This is a genomic window from Flammeovirga yaeyamensis (assembly GCF_018736045.1).
GTDB lineage: Bacteria > Bacteroidota > Bacteroidia > Cytophagales > Flammeovirgaceae > Flammeovirga > Flammeovirga yaeyamensis.
The window spans coordinates 68,261-87,520 of record NZ_CP076132.1 but is presented as its reverse complement, the minus strand read 5'-3'; the positions used below and the strand labels follow the sequence as shown (position 1 = coordinate 87,520).

The 19,260-nt window shown below is 33.1% G+C and carries 12 protein-coding genes; 5 read left to right on the top strand and 7 right to left on the bottom strand.

Annotated features, from left to right (window positions below):
• Positions 1-2 precede the first annotated feature (2 nt).
• From KMW28_RS00310 to KMW28_RS00295, 4 genes are all read left to right on the top strand, one after another.
• Positions 3-1,982: an LruC domain-containing protein gene (locus KMW28_RS00310; RefSeq protein ID WP_169665793.1), complete on the top strand. Its 1,980-nt coding sequence runs from the start codon at positions 3-5 to the stop codon at positions 1,980-1,982.
• Positions 1,983-2,373: 391 nt separating this feature from the next.
• The gene (locus tag KMW28_RS00305) at positions 2,374-4,356 is read left to right on the top strand and encodes an LruC domain-containing protein (RefSeq protein ID WP_169665792.1); all 1,983 of its coding nucleotides are present in this window, start codon (positions 2,374-2,376) and stop codon (positions 4,354-4,356) included.
• A 301-nt stretch (positions 4,357-4,657) separates the two neighbouring features.
• Complete coding sequence (locus KMW28_RS00300) at positions 4,658-6,652, top strand: LruC domain-containing protein (RefSeq protein ID WP_169665790.1); 1,995 nt, start codon at positions 4,658-4,660, stop codon at positions 6,650-6,652.
• A 138-nt stretch (positions 6,653-6,790) separates the two neighbouring features.
• Positions 6,791-7,840 (top strand): aminopeptidase, encoded by a 1,050-nt coding sequence (locus tag KMW28_RS00295; RefSeq protein ID WP_169665788.1) that lies wholly within the window; start codon positions 6,791-6,793, stop codon positions 7,838-7,840.
• Positions 7,841-7,888: 48 nt separating this feature from the next.
• Here KMW28_RS00295 and KMW28_RS00290 read toward each other — a convergent pair whose 3' ends face one another.
• The 6 genes from KMW28_RS00290 to KMW28_RS00265 all read right to left on the bottom strand — a co-directional run bounded on the left by KMW28_RS00290 (position 7,889) and on the right by KMW28_RS00265 (position 16,868).
• Entirely contained in the window at positions 7,889-10,273 is a 2,385-nt protein-coding gene (locus KMW28_RS00290) for a TonB-dependent receptor (protein ID WP_169665786.1), read from the bottom strand.
• Between the two features lie 144 nt (positions 10,274-10,417).
• A complete protein-coding gene (locus KMW28_RS00285; RefSeq protein WP_066211169.1) occupies positions 10,418-11,068 on the bottom strand; it encodes a T9SS type A sorting domain-containing protein in 651 nt (216 codons plus the stop codon).
• A 42-nt stretch (positions 11,069-11,110) separates the two neighbouring features.
• Positions 11,111-12,139: a formylglycine-generating enzyme family protein gene (locus tag KMW28_RS00280; RefSeq protein ID WP_394369907.1), complete on the bottom strand. Its 1,029-nt coding sequence runs from the start codon at positions 12,137-12,139 to the stop codon at positions 11,111-11,113.
• Between the two features lie 786 nt (positions 12,140-12,925).
• Positions 12,926-13,570 (bottom strand): T9SS type A sorting domain-containing protein, encoded by a 645-nt coding sequence (locus tag KMW28_RS00275; protein ID WP_169665784.1) that lies wholly within the window; start codon positions 13,568-13,570, stop codon positions 12,926-12,928.
• Between the two features lie 25 nt (positions 13,571-13,595).
• Entirely contained in the window at positions 13,596-15,119 is a 1,524-nt protein-coding gene (locus KMW28_RS00270) for an SUMF1/EgtB/PvdO family nonheme iron enzyme (protein WP_169665782.1), read from the bottom strand.
• A gap of 366 nt (positions 15,120-15,485) precedes the next feature.
• The gene (locus KMW28_RS00265) at positions 15,486-16,868 is read right to left on the bottom strand and encodes a pyridoxal-phosphate dependent enzyme (protein WP_169665780.1); all 1,383 of its coding nucleotides are present in this window, start codon (positions 16,866-16,868) and stop codon (positions 15,486-15,488) included.
• Positions 16,869-17,362: 494 nt separating this feature from the next.
• Between KMW28_RS00265 and recA the strand changes: the two genes are divergently transcribed.
• Positions 17,363-18,406 (top strand): recombinase RecA, encoded by a 1,044-nt coding sequence (recA, locus tag KMW28_RS00260; RefSeq protein ID WP_169665876.1) that lies wholly within the window; start codon positions 17,363-17,365, stop codon positions 18,404-18,406.
• Positions 18,407-18,551: 145 nt separating this feature from the next.
• Here recA and KMW28_RS00255 read toward each other — a convergent pair whose 3' ends face one another.
• The gene (locus KMW28_RS00255) at positions 18,552-19,256 is read right to left on the bottom strand and encodes a chalcone isomerase family protein (protein WP_169665778.1); all 705 of its coding nucleotides are present in this window, start codon (positions 19,254-19,256) and stop codon (positions 18,552-18,554) included.
• Between the last annotated feature and the right edge of the window lie 4 nt (positions 19,257-19,260).

The following is a 19,260-nucleotide window of genomic DNA, read 5'->3' as shown; positions in this document are numbered from 1 at the left end:
TTATGAATAAAATTATCTACTTATTTATCATCTCATCTACCTTCATTTTTTCATCATGCGTTAAGGACCTTGATAATCAAGAGGCACCAAGCACGCCTGACGTTTCAACTAATTTTTCAGAAATTGATATCCCATTTGGCTTTAATTTCAATACATCAAAAAGGGTGGCTTTAAAAATCAAGTCAACTAATTTTGTCAATGATATAATATACAGTTATTACTTCCTCGATGACGGTAATAATAAAGTAAAATTAGGATCTGGATTTTTTAATGGTGAAGAAGAGTTCACAACCTTTATTAGTTTACCTACTTACGTTAAAGATATATATGTACAAAAAAATGCAGCAGAATTGCAATGGGTACAAAAAATCAATATTGTAGGTGAATATGCATACGTCGCATTCAATGTGTTATCAAAACTAGATAAAACTTTTTCGAGAGTTACTGCATCAAGTAATCAAAGAGGAGCTACTGTTTGTGAAGATTATTTAGTGGCTACAAATGGTAAAGGTAAATCTTTCACTATACATCAAGAAAACAATTACTCTATTACTGACTATGCAGACATTGAGGCAAAATCATGGGCAATGGCTTATGATCAAGAAAACAATATCATGTACTATGATGTAAAAGGAAAGCTTTATAAAAGAACTTTAGGGACTTCCACTTCTACTCTTATTACAACAATTAATACTTCTTACGCGGGTTTAAACGATGGATATCCACGTATGACTTTCAAAGATGGAATGCTGTATATCGGAGGTAATGGAGATTATGCTATTCTTGATGCTCAAACAGGTAATACACTTAAAAATATCTCTGTTACTAATTTCCCAAACAATAAAAATGGAGGTGGTGATTTAGTTTTCGATTCAGAAGGTGATCTTTACCAAGCATGTTCAGGTGGTTTATATAGGTTAGAAATGAATGCAGATACTACCGTTTACAATGCTGTTCGTTTAAGCGCTGATGATTTCCCATATTATTTAACAGGTATTGCCATTGATCGTTTCGATTACATTTATGCATCAACTAATGAGTCTAATTCTAAAATTATCAAATTAGATAAGCAAGATGGTTCATTTGCAATTGTAGATACATTGAATAGAACCTGTAACGATTTAGCTGCATTTATTTGTGATGATGATGATTTTGCAGGGCAAGATTCAGATGGAGATGGTGTGAACGATGGTTTTGATGAATATCCAAATGACCCGGATCTAGCATTCAATAATTATATTCCAGGTACTAATGGTTTTGGATCTTATGCATTCGAAGATTATTACCCAGTTGTTGGTGATTACGATTTCAACGATGTTATCGTGAATTACAGACATAACAGTATTACAAATGCAAATAACCTAGTAGTAAAATTAGAGTCGAAATACATTGCCAAATCAGTTAATGCAAGCTTTAATTCAGGTTTCGCTATTGAGTTCCCGATTAAGTTAGATTCTATTGCAAATGTTACAGGTTCAACTTTAACTTCCGGTATTGTCACATTAAACGCTAAAGGAACAGAAACAGGAGTTTCTAATGATAAGCCAGTTGTTGTTGTTTTTGATAATCAAAACTCAATTGTTACAGGTGGAGAGATTAAAACAAGTGGTGAAATGGATATGGTGATGACCTTTACGCAACCAATTACTACTGGTTTAATTAATTTTGAAAATCTTAATCCGTTTATATTCGTCAACGAACGAAGTAGAGAAGTGCATTTAAGTGGTAAACTACCCACCCAAAAATTTGATGCAAATAACTTTACAAGTGGTGATGATATAGGATCATTTAAAACATCAACGAATCATCCATGGGCATTAAGTATTGCACATACTTTCCACCCTCCGAAGGAGAATATTGATATCACAAATGCATACAATAACTTCAGTGCATTCGCTACTTCCGGAGGTACATCAAATACAAATTGGTACACCGATGATACTGGAAATAGAAATGAAGAAAATATACACTTAGACAATTAATTGTTCTCGTTTATAACCAACCTTTTTAGGTTGGTTTTTTTATAAACTTATGTGTGATAACTGGGTTTCTACATCTTTGAATACATCATTTTTGTATTAGCGTAAATTTGTATAGATGTACTTTTAATCGATAAATTGTAGGATAAATATGTATGAATTTGAGTAAAATAAAATAGTACTTTTTTATAATTTATAAATAATATATTTTTATATACATGTGTTAAGTTGTGTTTTTTAGATTTGATGATATGATTATTCTAATATTACATAGTAAACTATTTTATAATTTTTCATTTTGATAGTAATCAGTTACATCAAGTAAAAAAAGGAATTGAATTAATTTTCTTTATTGATGGTTTTATTGTTGATCAATAACTATTAATTATATCATATGTTCAATTATCGATTATCTTTACTACTATCATTTCTGATATGTGCTAGTTCATGTGTCAGAGAAACAGAAAATGATCCATCAAATGCAAGTAATGGTGGAGAAAAATTTGCCCAACTTGAAATCCCAGCGGACTTTGATTTTTCAACTTCTAAAAGCGTACATCTTAAAGTTCTATCTACCAATTTCTCAAACAATAGTTTATACACTGTTTATTTTTTGGATGACAATAATAACAGAGTAAAAATCAATACAGGTTATTCTATTGATGGAGGTATTTACGAAACAAAACTTGATATTCCATCTTATGTCGATGAGCTTAGAGTTGTAAAAGTTGCAGCAGAGTTGGAATGGGAAAAAAGTATTTCAATTAACAGTGAATATGCTTTTATAGAATTTGATATAGACACACCACCTACCAAAACATTTCATAGAGTATTACCTGAAGAAAGTACTTCAAGGACAAAAAATTCGAGTTGTGAAGATTACTTAGTAGCCACAAATGGTCAAGGAAAATCATTTACTATTCATCAAGAAGACCAATATTCTATTACAGAATATCCGAATATTGAATCCAACTCATGGGCAATGGCTTATGATCAGGATAACAATATTATGTATTATGACGTAGCCGGTAAATTATACAAAAGAACTCTTGGTGAGTCAACTTCTACATTAATCACTTCTATTGCCACTTCAAGTACAGGTTTGAATAATGGTTATCCAAGAATGACACTCAAAGATGGTAAAATATATATTGGTGATGGAGGTAGCTATGCTATTTTAGATGCAACAACAGGTAATGTTCTCAAAAATATTACTGTGACTAATTTTCCTTCGAATAAAAATAATGGAGGAGATTTAGTTTTTGATTCCAATGGCGATTTATATCAAGCATGTTCAGGTGGTCTTTACAGATTAGAGATGAATGCTGATACAACTGTTTTTAATGCGGTTCGTATTAGTGCGGATAACTTTCCTTATTATTTGACAGGTATTGCGATAGATCGTTTTGATAACATTTATGCTTCTTCAAATGATAGTAATTCTAGGATTATCAAATTAGATAAACAAGATGGTTCATATGTTATTGTCAATACACTCAATAGAAGATGTAACGATTTAGCAGCATTTATTTGTTCGGATGATGATTTTGCTGGTCAAGATTCAGATGGAGATGGAATAAGCGATGGTTTTGATGAATATCCGAATGATCCAGCATTAGCATTTAATAATTATTACCCCGGATCGAATGGTTTTGGAACCTATGCTTTTGAAGACTTATACCCTGCAGTAGGTGATTATGATTTTAATGATGTGATTGTGAATTACAGACATAATTTTATTACCAATGCAAATAATATGGTAGTAAAAATGGAATCAAAATATATTGCAAAGTCAGTGAATGCATCACTTAACTCTGGTTTTGGAATTGAATTACCGATACTATTAGATTCGATTACCTCAGTAACAGGAAGTACCTTATCAACAGGAATGGTCAGCTTAAACGGAAAAGGAACAGAAACGGGAATACCGGATAGTAAGCCTGTTATTATAGTATTTGATAATCAGAATGCTATTGTTAGTGGTAGTGATATTAAAACGAGTGGGGAAATGGATATGACCACAACGTTTACACAACCTATTACGACATCCTATTTAAATTTTGAGAACTTTAATCCTTTCATTTTTGCACACGAAAGAAGTCGAGAAATACACTTAAGTGGTAAATCTGCTACTACCAAATTCGATTCAGAATTTATTAATAAAGGAGCCGATGTTGGAGGATTTAAGACATCAACGAATCATCCATGGGGATTAAGTATAAGTCATACTTTCCATCCTCCAAAAGAGAATGTAGACATTACCAATGCTTATAATAACTTTAGTGGTTTTGCTACCTCTGGTGGTACCACAAAACGTAATTGGTATACCGATGATTCTGGTAACAGAAACGTAGATAAAATACATTTAGATAATTAATACATACAGCCAGCCTTATTTAAGGTTGGCTTTTTCTTTACTCTTAGAATACTCATATGTATGAATTAGAGGAATGGTAAAATAGTATTATTTATTTATTGATAAGAATAAACTAATTAATTACATGTCTGTATTGGTATTTTATTATTTTATAAATATAATTTTTCTAATAAACTGACCGAAAACCCTAGATTATTATTCAAAATCAAAGAGCCATATTACACAAGTTGAAAAATGTGAATGAATTAATTTTTTGAATTAATGGTTACATTATCGATTAACACCTAATAACATATCCCTTATGATCAATCAACGATTAAAATATTTACTAGGCATTATGGTCTTGTTTAGCTCATGTGTAAAAGAAACTACACAAGAACCAGCACAGAACAATGCTAGTGAAACTTTTGCCCAGCTTGAAATACCTAATGATTTTGATTTCTCAACAACACAAAACATTCATCTTAAAGTAACCTCTTCTAATTATGCTAGAAATAGTATTATCAATGTAGCCTTTAAAAACGATCAAGGTGATCTTATTGATATTGCAGAAGGTACTTCTGATAGTAAAGGTTTATATGAAACGAGAATAACAGTTCCAACATACGTTAAAGAACTAATTATTACTAAAGATGCTGCAGAATTACAATGGGAGAAAAAATTAGCCATTTATTCTGAATATGCTTTTGTCGACTTTGATACTGCAGCAGTATTAAAAAGTACTTTTATTAGACAAGAAGCAAATAATCAAAGAAGAGGAAATGTTTGTGAAGATTATCTTGTCGCCATTAACGGTCAAGGAAAATCATTTACCATTCACCAAGAAAATGAATATTCTTTTACTGAATACGCAAACATTCAGGAGAAATGTTATGCGATGACGTATGATCAAGAAAATGATATAATGTATTATGATGTGAAAGGTGCTTTATATAGAAGAAGTTTAGGTGGATCTACTCCTACTCTAATAAAGACTTTAACCACAGAAAGTAGTAATATCAATAACGGTTATCCTAGAATGACCATGAAGGATAATGTAATAATTGTTGGTGCCGGTAATGATATTGCTCTTCTTGATCCTACAACAGGTAATGCTATAAAGAATGTAACTCTTACAAACATTCCAGATGATAAAAACAAAGGAGGAGACTTCATTTTTGATTCGATCGGTGATTTATATTTAGCTTGTAAAGGTGGTTTATACCGTTTAGATCCAAATTCTGATACAACTGTTTACGAAGCTGCTCGAATAAGTGCAGATAACTTTAGTTACTATTTAACGGGTATTGCCATTGACCGTTTCGATAATATTTATGCATCATCTAATGGTAGTAATTCTAAAATCTTTAAAATAGACAAGAAGGATGGTTCTTGGGCTATCGTTCATAGAGCCGGAAGACCGGTAAACGATTTAGCAGCATTTTTATGTAGTGATGATGATTTCGCGGGTCAAGATTCAGATGGTGATGGTGTAAACGACGGATTTGACCAATACCCTAATGATCCTAATATAACTTTTGATAACTACTATCCAGGTGAGAACGGATTCGGTACTTATGCTTTTGAAGATTTCTATCCAGAAGAAGGTGATTATGATTTTAATGATGTAATCATTGACTATAGACATAATTTTGTAACCAATGCTGATAATAAAGTAGTAAGAATAGAATCAAAGTATGTAGCAAAAACAGTAGAAGCACTTTATCAATCTGGATTTGCTATTCAGTTACCATTCCCAGCAGATTCTATTGCTAGTGTAACAGGACATAATTTAACAGCAGGTACAGTAACTTTAGATGCTAAAGGTTTGGAAACAGGGATTTCTGCGGCTAATCCAGTAGTTGTAGTTTTTGATAATCAAAATGGAATTGTAAGACAAGTAGGTAATAAGCAAATTAAGAAGAGTGATGACATTGATATGGTGATTACATTTACTCAACCTATTAGTGCAGAAACGCTTAATTTCTCTGGATTCAATCCATTTATCTTTGTCAATACAAGAGATAAAGAGGTGCACTTAGCGGGATATTCACCAACATCAAAATTTAACCAAGCTTACAGAAATAACACAGATGATGTAGGGTCGTATAGAACGGCTACTAATCACCCGTGGGGATTAAGCATTGGTCATAAATTCCATCCGCCAAAAGAGAATGTAGATATTACTCAAGCGTATAACAACTTTAGTTTATTCTCTACATCAGGAGGTACATCAAAACAAAATTGGTATACTGATGATGATGGAAATAGAAATACTGAAAATATTCACCTTGATCAAGACGATATTGAAAATTAATTAGATACTCAAAGGCTGTTTCGTAAAGAAGCAGCCTTTTATTTTTGGTAATTATCTTAAAGTTTAATTTCAATTTATTGGTGATGCCTTTTTTCTTAGATAAAATGTATCTTTATCCCCTCAATAATTTGATAAAGAATGGTCAAGAAGATTTTTTTAGGGATATTATTTTTCCTCCTGCTTTTCTTAGGGTATTATCACGAAGAAGCCTTATATGGTATTCGTCAGGGTAAAGGTCAATTACAAATAATTTTTGATGCTAAACCTTTATCATCTTATTTAGAAGACCCCGAAATAAGTGAGAAACAAAAAGCCAAGATTCATCTAATACAAGAAATCCGTCAGTTTACTATAGATTCTTTAGGGCTGGATTATACAGAAAGCTACACAAAGATGTATGATCAAAAAGGAGAACCTATTTTGTGGAATGTAACGGCTTGTAAACCTTTTGAACTTACCCCAAAAAGATGGTCGTTTCCTATTGCAGGTTCGTTTCCTTATAAAGGCTATTTTATTAAAGATCTAGCAACAACTGAAAGAGATGAATTGAGAAAAGAAGGTTGGGATGCTGATGTAAGAGAAGTTTCTGCTTGGTCTACTTTAGGAGTACTCAATGATCCTATATTGAGTAGTATGCTAGAAAGAAGTACTGGAAGCCTTGCACAATTGGTCATTCATGAGCTAACACATGGAACACTATATGTAAAGGGAAGTATCACCTATAACGAAAATCTAGCTGATTTTGTAGGAGACGAAGGAGCCAAAAGATTCTTGATTTATAAGTATGGAAAGTATTCTGAAGAGTATATCAAGTTTATGGCTCGAAGTGGTGATCGTAAAACATTCTCTGAGTATATCTTAAAATCAACACATGCTTTAGATAGCCTTTATCAGACTTTTACTGATCAAATGTCGGTAGAAGAAAAGCAGCAATTAAAAGATCAAAAGATTAAAGAAATTACGGAGGGGCTACAGCATTTATCGTTTTCAAATTATAATTACTGTACTTACTTCGATGACTTCACTCCTAACAATACTTTCTTTATGAGTTATAAACGCTACAGAAGTAAGCAAAACGAATTTAAGAAGGAGTTTGAGGAAGACTTTAATGGTGACTTTCATGCCTATATGGATTATCTAAAAGAGAAATATCAGCCGATGTTTAAGTATCTAAAAAAGATGTTTTAAACGGTAATAAAAATGGGTGATGTCTTAAAAGGCATCACCCATTTTTTATTAGAATGTAATTTTATAATAGAAGTTGGGAAGAATAAAGAATACTCTATCCTCTTCTACCTTTTGTTCTCTAAGATTGTATTTGTACCCTGCCGTTTGTTCTGTTAGCAAAGCATTTTGCATATCCAATCCCCAAGTCCTCACACTTTTCTTTTTCGGAATTTTATAAGTAATCCCAAAGTTCATCCAAATTTCGTCTTGACCTTTGATAGAGTACAACTCATTTTCTTTATAGACTATTTTTTGTTGATCATGTGAAGCTTGTTCATCGTAAGGAGTTAAAGGCACACCACCCAAATAAGTGGCATTGATGTTAAACCCTAATAGACGATTTCCTTTTACTACAATCTCTTTCCCTGCGGTAATGGTGGCCATATAATTTCTATTGAACAATGTATTTCTGGTAACTCCAAGATCGTCTGTATATTTTGAATCGTATAAAGATCCAGAAAGCATGTAGTAAAAGCCATTCACCATAGAACGTTCTAATGTAACATCAATCCCTTTATTTACGCCTGTTCCTGTATTCACTATTGGTGCATCGCTGTTCCACAATTTGGTATAGTTCGCAAAAGAATATGGCGTTCCTTGCATTACAGGTACATCAAATAATTCTTGGTAATAAACCTCTGTCGTTAATCGAATATTTTTAGTGAGGTTAATTTTTACACTACCTACATAATGATCCGATTTGGATAGTTTCATGTCATTTACCTTTTGAGTAAGTGGATTAATAAACGAATACACTTTCAATTCTTCTTTTTTGCTATGTCTACCGTAAGCCACTCCAAGAATAATATCTTTAGTAGGCGTGTATTGCATTCCCATTCTAGGTTCTAAGGATACCTCATCAGTAAGTTCAAACTTCGTCATTGCCAATCCAGCATTTACACTAAATTTAGGGAACAACTGATATTTAAAATCAGTAAATGCATTCAAGTTATAAGCACTACTGTTTGTTCTAAATACCTCATTTAGATTTCCATACAATGAGTCAGCTTTATAAGCATAAGCGTCCGTGGATAATAGATCGACTCTTACGCCAGATTTATTAATCAATTTAGAAGTGATATTAGAAGTTAAAGTCGTTGCCAAAGAAACTTTATAATCTATGTTTTTTTGGTTTTCGTAAGGATGAAGTGTTCCTTCATTTAATGTATCAGCTACTTCTTCGAAGAAACGGGTAGTGTTAGCATACTTATTGGCAGTCACCCCTAAAGTAGTTTTTAAAACACTCGAAGATCCTATTGATTTTGTATGGTTTACCCCGAATGCACCCATTCCAAAATCAATATCCTTATCTAAATAATCTTGTTCGTATTCTCTGTATTTGATTTTTACTTCAGGGTTTTCATCTTCTTTATCTTTATTTTTTATTTGATGTTGATATTTTTTATAAGGTGTTTCAATATCACTTAAACCACCCATACCCCAAACATTTATGTTACCGTATTTTTTAGAGGGGAAAGAAAGATTAAATGATAAATCCTGAAAATTAGGAGCCGTACCACCAGATAATTTACCAATATATCCAATGAAGCCATGTCTGTAGTTCACTAAATAAGAAGATCCTTTTTCTCTGTTAATTGGACCTTCTGAAGAAAGGTCAACACCCAAAATACCCAGCTGTACAGAATGACTATGCTTTTCTGTATTCCCTTTTCTGAAATTAATATCAAATACTCCGGACGTACTGTTAGAGTATTCTGATGGGAATGCACCAGTGAAGAAGTCTGTGCTGCGTAATAAGTTGGTACTAAAGATGGATATCAAACCAGCTCCTGCCAAGTTACCACCACCAAAATGGGCAGCACCATACACATCCAAATCATTTACTCTCCATAAAACGGAGGAAGGAGAGTTACCTCTAATAACCACTCCATTATCTTGAGGAGAAGAAAACGTCACCCCAGCAAAGTTATAGGCTACACGAGAAGGATCGCTCAATCCACCTGCAAAACGACTTGATTGTTCTACTGAAAAAGAACGACTACTCACCGTGGCCATCACATTATTGGCATCTTTATCGTTTGAAGAAGTAATCGTTACCCCTTCTAAAGTAGTCACCTCTTCGTTTAATTGAAACTCCAATTGTTGAGCATCAATTCCTGAAGCCAAAACTTCTGTCTTTCTCACTTTTTGATAACCAACAGAATGTATGATTAAAGTATAACGTCCTACTTTTAAACCTTTGATGATAAAATGACCATCAATATCAGTAGTTGCACCAATAATAGGATCTGAATTCTCGATTTGAATCGTTGCACCAATAATTGGTTGGTGAGTCACTTTATCAGTGATTTTACCTTTAATAAGTGATGTTTGAGCGTATATCAGATGAGTTGATATCAATAACAGGAATGTGATAAGAAGTTTATTTTTCATTATTCAGAGATCATTTGATTGTTGTTCGAATTAATGACCCTTCGCTAATCCTTTACCCCTATTCATTTTATAAAAAAAGTGAAAACCGTCGTAGACAGTCTTCACTTTACCATTGAAACGTTAAGTGTGAGGAGATATATATTTTTATTGAATCATAATTCTTTTGGTGAAGCCATTCACCTTAAGAAAATAGACACCACTCTCTAAATGAGATAGATTCAATTGTAATTGGTTATCGCTAATAATGGTCTTTCTATCAATTTGTAGTTCCTGACCTGCAGAAGAGTAAAGTGATAACGTTTCTGATGAACCTAAAAAGTTGGTTGCAATGTTAATCACACCTGTACTTGGGTTAGGATACACATTGATTAGATTTTCCACATCAAAGCTAACTTTTGCAGGTTGGTAATATTTAAACTGACCATCAAAATCAACTTGTTTTAATCTATAATAAACAGTGTTGTGAGTAATATTTTGATCTGTGTATGAATAATTAATTGTAGTATTTGAGTTACCATTACCTTCAATAACAGCTAATTCAAACCAATTTGTTTTATCAGAAGATTTTTCGATCACAAAGTGAGAGTTGTTAATCTCTGTGGCAGTAGACCATTCAATAGCAACTTGATTATCGACCAAATTTGCTTTGAAGTAAGCCAAATCTATGGGTAAATCATCTCCCTCTACTAATTCGATAAAACCAAAATCGCTACTTTCTCCTCCAGAGAAAATATCTTGACAGAATACTTCAAAAGAGTTAAAAGTGATTATAAATAAGAAGTAAAATTTTTTCATAGGTTCGTAATTATTGGGTAATAAACTGATAGGTTTTGATGGTTATTCTGTCGGAGCTGTTCTTCCTCCTCTACCGCCCAACTGACGGTATTCTTGATAATAGTTTCTCGCTGCTAATTTTCTATTTGATGTTTCCAAAAGGTTTTTACTTCTATTGTAAGAACCACCTCTTACTCCACTACCTAAAGCAGTATCATTGCAAGGCCAATTTTCAACATCTGCAAGACCAACATCAGGACATAAATGTCCATCTCCATGTTCTCCAGTAAAAACTCTACCTTTTTCATGACCCACAGTCACTACTTTTTCAGAAACATTTCCACTCATTTCCATAATTCCATAATAAGTAGCACCTGCTTGTACTCTTGTTAATGAAGCTCCTGTAGAATATCCTGAGAACTTCCCTGTACGATAGGGTTTGTAAGTACCATTAGAGTTTTTCTTGTAATTAGCATTACCTGTATTCATTGAAAAATTACTTGAAATAGATTCCGATTTAGTGTCTTCATTAACTGTAGTGTAATCGTTTTCATTTAGTAATGTATTACCCCAAACGTACTCATTTGGAACAGGGGTTTGAGTTCCACGACAAGCTTTTTCAAATTCCAATTCTGTGATAGGTCTTAATGCAGCCCAATCTAAGTAGGCAGCCAATCCTTGCCATGATAAATATTGAATTGGAACATAAGGTTGATCGGAGTACACTACACTGTCAGTATTTACAATCAAATTTCTACCTTTTTCTTGTTTACGAATAAGGTTAGTTGCATCATCAAAATCTATGGTACTTAGAAATGCAGTGAACTGTGCTTGAGTGATTTCATATTTCATGCAATAGAATGCATTGTAACCTTTCGGAAAACTTTCTGATAATACTCCTGTTTGATCTCCTTGATGGTTTATGCTGGCAGTATCGTAATATAAATTATTTGATTGATTACCGATAGTAATTGAGTTTTCACTGTCAACATAGTACGTGTCTGTATCAGTAGAACCATTGTATTTATAAAAATGACCTTTTTCGTTACCTCCAGACCCCAAATGATAAGCCCCTTGAGGAACGTATACCATTTCTATGGCAAATGCTCTGATTTTGATTTTATCATCATCGTTAACGGCGTTTGCACCATAATTCCACACAAATGATAAATCGTAATTTACGCTTTGCTGTTGTATTGGTGTATCGCTGTATACAAATGCACCATGTGCATTACCATTATTGTCATCATTACTTACATCAATGTTTGCGTTTAAGGCATAATGTCCTGCGTCTAATTGATCGTAATTTAACTTCACGTGAGACCATTGTCCGTTACCTACTTTGTATTTAAAAAATACCCAAGCGGCATCCCAATTACCTGGAGCCTCGGTTAATTTCCAAGAATTATCCCAAGTAATGTTTACTTTAATTTCTACAGTTTTGTTCTCTGTGTCTTTATTCTGGAAGGATAAAGAGTTTACTGAAATATTATTCGCATGTGTAATTACAGTAAGGATACAAATTAGTAGAGTAGTCAAATAGTAGTGTTTATTCATGATGCTAAATAGATGTTAATAAGCTGTACTACTATCCAAACATGGTTAAAAAAGAATTAGTTCTAACTTATGTAAGTATTATATGATTTTAGTGATATTTTGAGGTCATTAAAGAATTAATGAAGAAAAATCTTAGATATATTATATAGATAACTAAGAATTAGATGGTAAAGTGATGTAAACTAATTTTTTATCGTTTTTATAGATATTCTTTACATGCTTTTTTAAACCCTACAAAACTCTTTTTATACAAAAAGGAAAATCTCACAAAGATTTTCCTTTAGACGAACCATGAAGTTTGTTCTTTCTACTGTAACTAAATCAACGAATAACTATAGGTAGTGAACCAATATTTCTTAATTTCAAGTAGTACATTCCTTTTACATGTTCTTGAAAAACTACTTGTACTAATTTGTCTGTTTTTTTATAAATACTGTAATGTATTTCTTTTCCCATACCATCGAAGATTTTTAAGTATTGAATATCTTCTTCATGTAGAGTCACATAAAAGGACCCGTTATTTGGATTGGGATAAATGACCACATCTGTCTGATCGAAATCACTTACTTTTAGTGGACCGAAATATTCGAACTGTCCATCAAAATCTACTTGCTTTAGTCTGTAGTAAGCAGTTCCTAAATAGGGTTGTTCATCTATAAACTCATATTCGATTTCATGATTTGAATTTCCATAACCTTTTAACTTTCCTATTTCTTTCCATTGTTTTCCATCAATAGACCTTTCTATAGAGAAGTAATCGTTATTTAATTCTGTGTATGTGCTCCAATAAAGCGTTACATCAGCGTTATTTTTTGTGACTTTAAAATCACCCATTGTAACGGGTAAATCGGGGTCTTCTATTATTTCTGCATAGGTAAATAAGCTACTTTCTCCACCAGAGAAGATGTCTTGTGCATTCATTACCATTGAGGAAAGTATAAAGCAGAGCGTATATATATATTTCATATAACGAGAATTAAAATCTTGAATATTAATTGGTAGGAGCTGTTCTTACACCACGTCCTCCAATTTGTTTCTTTTCACTATTGTAAGTTTGGGAAGCTGAAATTCGGTTAGAAATACGCATTCTACCATTACCTTTGCTGTAAGTTCCCCCTTTCACTCCGGTGCCTATGGAAGTAGAATTACTTGGCCAATTTGTAACATTAGCCAATCCATCCTCACTTAGTTGACCGTCTCCATGCATACCGGTATAAGATCTTCCTTCAGGACGTCCGATGCTGACAATTCTTTCTTCCATATTGCCACTCATCTCCATAATACCATAGAATGTACTTCCCGATTGTACTCTTGTCATAGTACTGCCAAGGTTGAATGAAGACATTTTTCCTATTCTGTAAGGTTGAGTATTATTGGTCTTATTATACATTGCATTTCCCAAAGTTGTAGAGTAATTCGTTGCCACTACTTCCGTATTCGTTCCTTCATTTGAATAGGTATACACAGAGGTTGCTACATCGTTATTTCCCCAAGCATATTCAAAGGCGACAGGCGTTGCTGTTCCTCTACAAGCTTTTTCGAATTCTAATTCTGTCATTGGTCGTAAAGCTGACCAATCTAAAAAAGCAGCTAATCCTTTCCATGATAAAAATTGAAGAGGTGCATAGGGTTCTGCTGCCGTGTAAATACTATCATCTGCAGAGGTAATATTATTCCTTTGGCTTGTTTTCTTCTTTAATAACTCATCTGCATATTCTTTATTTATAGTACTTAAAAATCCAGCGAAAAGACCTTGTGAGATTTCGTACTTCATGCAATAAAAAGCTTCGTAACCCTTAGGAAAATCATTAGGAATTGGTCCTAACTGATCACCTTGTTTGTAAGATGCTGTTGAGTCTTTTATATCATACCAAAGATTACCAGGTAACTCACCAATTGTAATTTCTGTTTCACTATTTACTGTATAAGTATCAGTCACAGTTGAACCATTGTATTCGTATAAATGTCCATTTTCTGTTCCTGATGAACCCAATTCAAAGGCGGCTTCTGGTACATAAACCATTTCAATAGCAAAGAATCGGATACTTAAATCGTCGTCGTTTCCTAAACCATTCTGACCATAATTCCATTTGAGCGATAATTCATAGGACACACTTTGTTGAGCAATTGGATCTTTACTGTGAATATATACCCCATGTGCATTACCAAAACCATCATCATTACTAAGGTCAATTGTTGCTAAATCATTTATTTCTGAATGACCATGATCCATACTAATATCATAATTGAATAATACATGTTGCCACATACCATTAGTATCTCTAAATTTTGCAAACAACCAAACAGCATCATGATTGGATGGACCAGTGGTTACTTTCCAAGAATTATCCCATTCGAGAGTAAGATTCACTTGAATACTTTGATCATTCAAATCTTTATCTCCATAGTTTAAAGTGGTTATTCGTACATTATTCCCAAGTATAGTTGATACCGGAATACAGAGAAATATAGCAAGTACAAAAAGTTTTAAGTAGTCATTCAAAATTAAGTTCATATTATGTAGGTTGATAACGAGTTCTACTTTCTAAACATTAATTTTTTTCACATCGTTCTTACTCGTGTAATAATTGCTCTTGTTTTTAGGTTTTATGTTGTTTTAGAAGAGTGAATGATTCCTCACAAATAGTATCGTTATTTTTTTAAATTGTATTATATCAAGAATTCAACCTTGTAAAGTAGTGAAAATGAGTTCAATTGTTAATGTAAAAATATGTAGTTAATGTATTTATATAACATTGAATAAATGTAAATCAATTGATTTTCGGTGAGGTCTTATATCAAATGAACTTTTTAAAAGGCAAAAAAAAAGAGCCATTTCTATGACTCTTTCTTTGGATACTTTGTGATGATTTTTGATCAATCAACCTTTACCTTTATCATTAGCTGTTTGCTGACGAAGGTGGTTTAGCACATCAATTTTAGTAATTAAACCAACAAATTGATCTTCATTCATTAGAATAGCTACCATACCATCTCTGAAGATCTCCATCAAACGGTCGATACTATCCGATGCTTGAATAACCACAAGATTACTTGTCATACATTCTGCAGCAAATCGATCGAAAGCCGATTCGTCTTCATAAACCGTAAATAAAATATCTGATTCGTCGATGATTCCGAGTATTTCATCACCATCCATAATAGGAAGTTGAGAAATATCGTACATCTTCATTTTTTTGTACGCATCTAATAAGGTGTCTTCGATGCTTGCTGTTACCACCTCTCCTTTATCATAATGATTAGAGATCAAGTCGCGCAAATCTCCATATACCTCTTTTTCGATAAACCCTTTTTCTTTCATCCAGTGATCGTTAAATAATTTTGAAAAGTATTTGTTACCGCTGTCGCACACAAAGGTAACCACTCTTTTCGGTTCTGTTTGTTCTTGACAATATTTTAATGCTGCAGCGATCAATGTTCCTGACGACGATCCAGCCAATAAGCCTTCTTTCATCAATAATTCTCGTGCAGTTGAGAAACTTTCTTTATCTGTGATAGTGTAAGCTGTTTTTGTTTGAGAGAAGTCGGCAATTTCTGGAATAAAGTCTTCGCCAATACCTTCCACATACCAAGAACCTGCTTCACCAAATTCGCCCTTATCGATGTAGTCTTTTAGAATAGAACCTTCTGGATCAGCTAAAACTAAATCGGTTTGTGGACTTACCTTTTTAAAGTACGCAGCCATCCCTGAAATTGTTCCAGAAGAACCTACACCTGCTACGACTGCATCTACATTCTGATCCATTTGTGCATAGATCTCTGGAGCAGTAGTTAATTCGTGTGCCAAAGAATTGTGCGGATTCGAAAATTGATCTATATAATAGTATCCTTTTTCTTCTGCCAACGCTTTTGCCATATCTTGGTAATATTCCGGATGTCCTTTACCTACATCAGAACGAGTTAATAATACTTGTACACCCATTGCCTTTAGGTGAGCAATTTTCTCTTTACTCATTTTATCGGGCATCACAAGAATTAGTTTATATCCTTTTAGAACCGAAATTAACGCAAGACCAAGTCCTGTATTTCCAGCCGTTGCTTCTATTAAGGTATCTCCCGATTTAATTTTACCTTCTTTTTCTGCATTTTCAATCATGCTTAAGGCAATACGGTCTTTAATAGATCCCCCAGGGTTTTGGTTCTCTAGTTTTAAATAGAGTTCACAGTTCCCCGTATCCATGTTTTCTACTTTAACAAGAGGGGTATTTCCAATAAGTGATATAAGATCTTGTGGTTTATTCATGTATGTATTAGTGTGAGTTATATCTACAAATGTAATTAAATAAAGTGATGTGCAAGAAGAATGTATAAGAAATGAACCGATCTTTTCTCTGATTCTTAGATTGATGTCTCTATTTTTTATCAAATAGTCTTTTGAAAAGCAGGAGTTAAACAAATTTGTCTACATAATGTTCAATTTATGCATTTAAAAGTACTATTAAAGCTTCTATTTTGATCAAATGATAAATTATTTATCAATTATATGTTATTTATTTTAACTAAGTTGGTTTTTTTCAAAAACATGTTTTACATTTGATAAAACATTAATCGTTAAATGTTTATATTTTGATTATTTGATAAATATGTTTAAAAAATAATCGAAAAAAATATCAAAAAAATTCTTTGAACGTATCTACATTACGTTCTACTCCCCTAAGTTTGTATTATCAACAATTCGGAAGTAGAAAAGTTGATGATCAAAAAGAAATAACATACACACAAAAATATTTAGTTATCATGGCTGCGGATAAAGGGCAAAACACAGAAAAATTAAAAGCATTAGAAACAACTATTGCTAAATTGGAAAAACAATTCGGTAAAGGAGCTGTTATGAAGATGACAGACGACAGCGTCGAAAATGTTCCTGCAATTTCAACAGGTTCTTTAGGACTTGATTTAGCTTTAGGTGTTGGAGGTATTCCAAGAGGTCGTATCATCGAGATCTACGGTCCGGAATCTTCTGGTAAAACTACTTTAACGCTTCACATTATTGCAGAAGCACAAAAACAAGGTGGTATGGCTGCATTTATTGATGCAGAACACGCTTTTGATAAAGTGTATGCTGAAAAATTGGGTATCGACATGGAAAGATTGTTGGTGGCTCAGCCAGACCATGGTGAACAAGCTTTAGAAATCGCTGAACAATTGGTTCGTTCAGGTGCTATCGACGTATTAGTAGTCGATTCAGTGGCTGCCTTAGTACCAAAAGCAGAATTGGAAGGCGATATGGGTGATAGTAAAATGGGTCTTCACGCTCGTTTAATGTCACAAGCACTTCGTAAAATTACGGGTGCTATTTCTAAGACAAACTGTTCAGCTATCTTCATTAACCAATTACGTGAAAAGATTGGTGTAATGTTCGGTAACCCTGAAACAACGACAGGTGGTAACGCATTAAAATACTATGCTTCTGTACGTTTGGATATCCGTCGTATCGGTGCGATCAAAGAATCTGCTGATAACGTAACTGGTAACCGTACAAGAGTGAAAGTACAAAAGAACAAAGTGGCACCTCCTTTCAAACAAACTGAATTCGATATCCTTTATGGCGAAGGTATTTCTCGTGCAGGTGAGGTATTGGATATGGCAGTTGAATTTGAGATTGTCAACAAAGCAGGTTCTTGGTTCTCTTACAGCGGATCTAAATTAGGTCAAGGTAGAGAAACAGTGAAAGAATTGATCAAGTCGAATCCAGAATTAATGGAGGAGTTGGAAGCGAAAATCAAAGAAAAAGTATTTGGTATCGCTCCAGAGGAGGAAGAAGTTGCTCCTGCTGAATAATTAAGAAACAAATAGTTAATGCTGAGTGGGGATACTCGCATTAAAATATTATAGTAGTAAAATGAAATCCCTCGCTTTTCTAAAGTGAGGGATTTTTTTATTAAGCACTTTTTGGAAGTGATAATTCATTGATAAATATCAAAGACTATTTAGAAAGAAGATCGTCTTTTAAAGAAGAATTGGGTGCGTTTCCTCCAATGAAAACATTCAATAATGCGTTCTGAAATTCTTTATGGTGGATATCAAGTAATAAATTATTGTCTCGGAAAATCTTAGTATCGTCTTCTCCATGAAATTCGAAACGATAATGGTCTCCAATGGTATTTTTATCTTCAAAAATCTTTGCAAAATCGCTTATATAAGAATGATAATTATCGGTTGCATAATTATTTGATGTGGCAAAGGCATTTTCAAAAAAGTGAGAAGTTTCTACAAATGTATTTGGTAGGACAACATCAGCTTCTTTGATATTTTGGAGGATTGTTGAAAATTTCCCACTCTTTAATAATTCCTTATTTTTTTCGTGTAGATCTTTAATCTCATCAATAGTACGTTGAGATTGAAACTGATTGGAAGTGATCACCAAATCGATGATTCTTAATTCTTCAGAATAAATAATCTTAAGGGGATCATTACTGGGTTTTTCTAAATATAAACCACATGAAAATAGTTTATGTATCGATTTGATATAGGTTCCTCCTCCGTTTAGTTGTAGTGTTTTACCATAGGACTCAATTTTTTTCTTAAAATCTACATTATATAATAATGTAACATCGTGTTGGTCTTGTGCATTTACTGAGTGTGAAAAAAATGTAGATACAAAAAACACGACGAAATAAATATACTTCATGTTT

Excerpts from the sequence above, each read along its gene's own strand:
- KMW28_RS00280 (WP_394369907.1), bottom strand. The coding sequence starts at position 12,139 with ATGGTATACGTTCCTCAAGGGGCTTATCATTTGGGGTCTGGAGGTAAC.
- KMW28_RS00290 (WP_169665786.1), bottom strand. The coding sequence starts at position 10,273 with ATGAAAAATAAACTTCTTATCACATTCCTGTTATTGATATCAACTCAT.
- recA (WP_169665876.1), top strand. The coding sequence starts at position 17,363 with ATGGCTGCGGATAAAGGGCAAAACACAGAAAAATTAAAAGCATTAGAA.
- KMW28_RS00295 (WP_169665788.1), top strand. The coding sequence starts at position 6,791 with ATGGTCAAGAAGATTTTTTTAGGGATATTATTTTTCCTCCTGCTTTTC.
- KMW28_RS00275 (WP_169665784.1), bottom strand. The coding sequence starts at position 13,570 with ATGAAATATATATATACGCTCTGCTTTATACTTTCCTCAATGGTAATG.
- KMW28_RS00305 (WP_169665792.1), top strand. The coding sequence starts at position 2,374 with ATGTTCAATTATCGATTATCTTTACTACTATCATTTCTGATATGTGCT.
- KMW28_RS00285 (WP_066211169.1), bottom strand. The coding sequence starts at position 11,068 with ATGAAAAAATTTTACTTCTTATTTATAATCACTTTTAACTCTTTTGAA.
- KMW28_RS00265 (WP_169665780.1), bottom strand. The coding sequence starts at position 16,868 with ATGAATAAACCACAAGATCTTATATCACTTATTGGAAATACCCCTCTT.
- KMW28_RS00270 (WP_169665782.1), bottom strand. The coding sequence starts at position 15,119 with ATGAACTTAATTTTGAATGACTACTTAAAACTTTTTGTACTTGCTATA.
- KMW28_RS00255 (WP_169665778.1), bottom strand. The coding sequence starts at position 19,256 with ATGAAGTATATTTATTTCGTCGTGTTTTTTGTATCTACATTTTTTTCA.
- KMW28_RS00300 (WP_169665790.1), top strand. The coding sequence starts at position 4,658 with ATGATCAATCAACGATTAAAATATTTACTAGGCATTATGGTCTTGTTT.
- KMW28_RS00310 (WP_169665793.1), top strand. The coding sequence starts at position 3 with ATGAATAAAATTATCTACTTATTTATCATCTCATCTACCTTCATTTTT.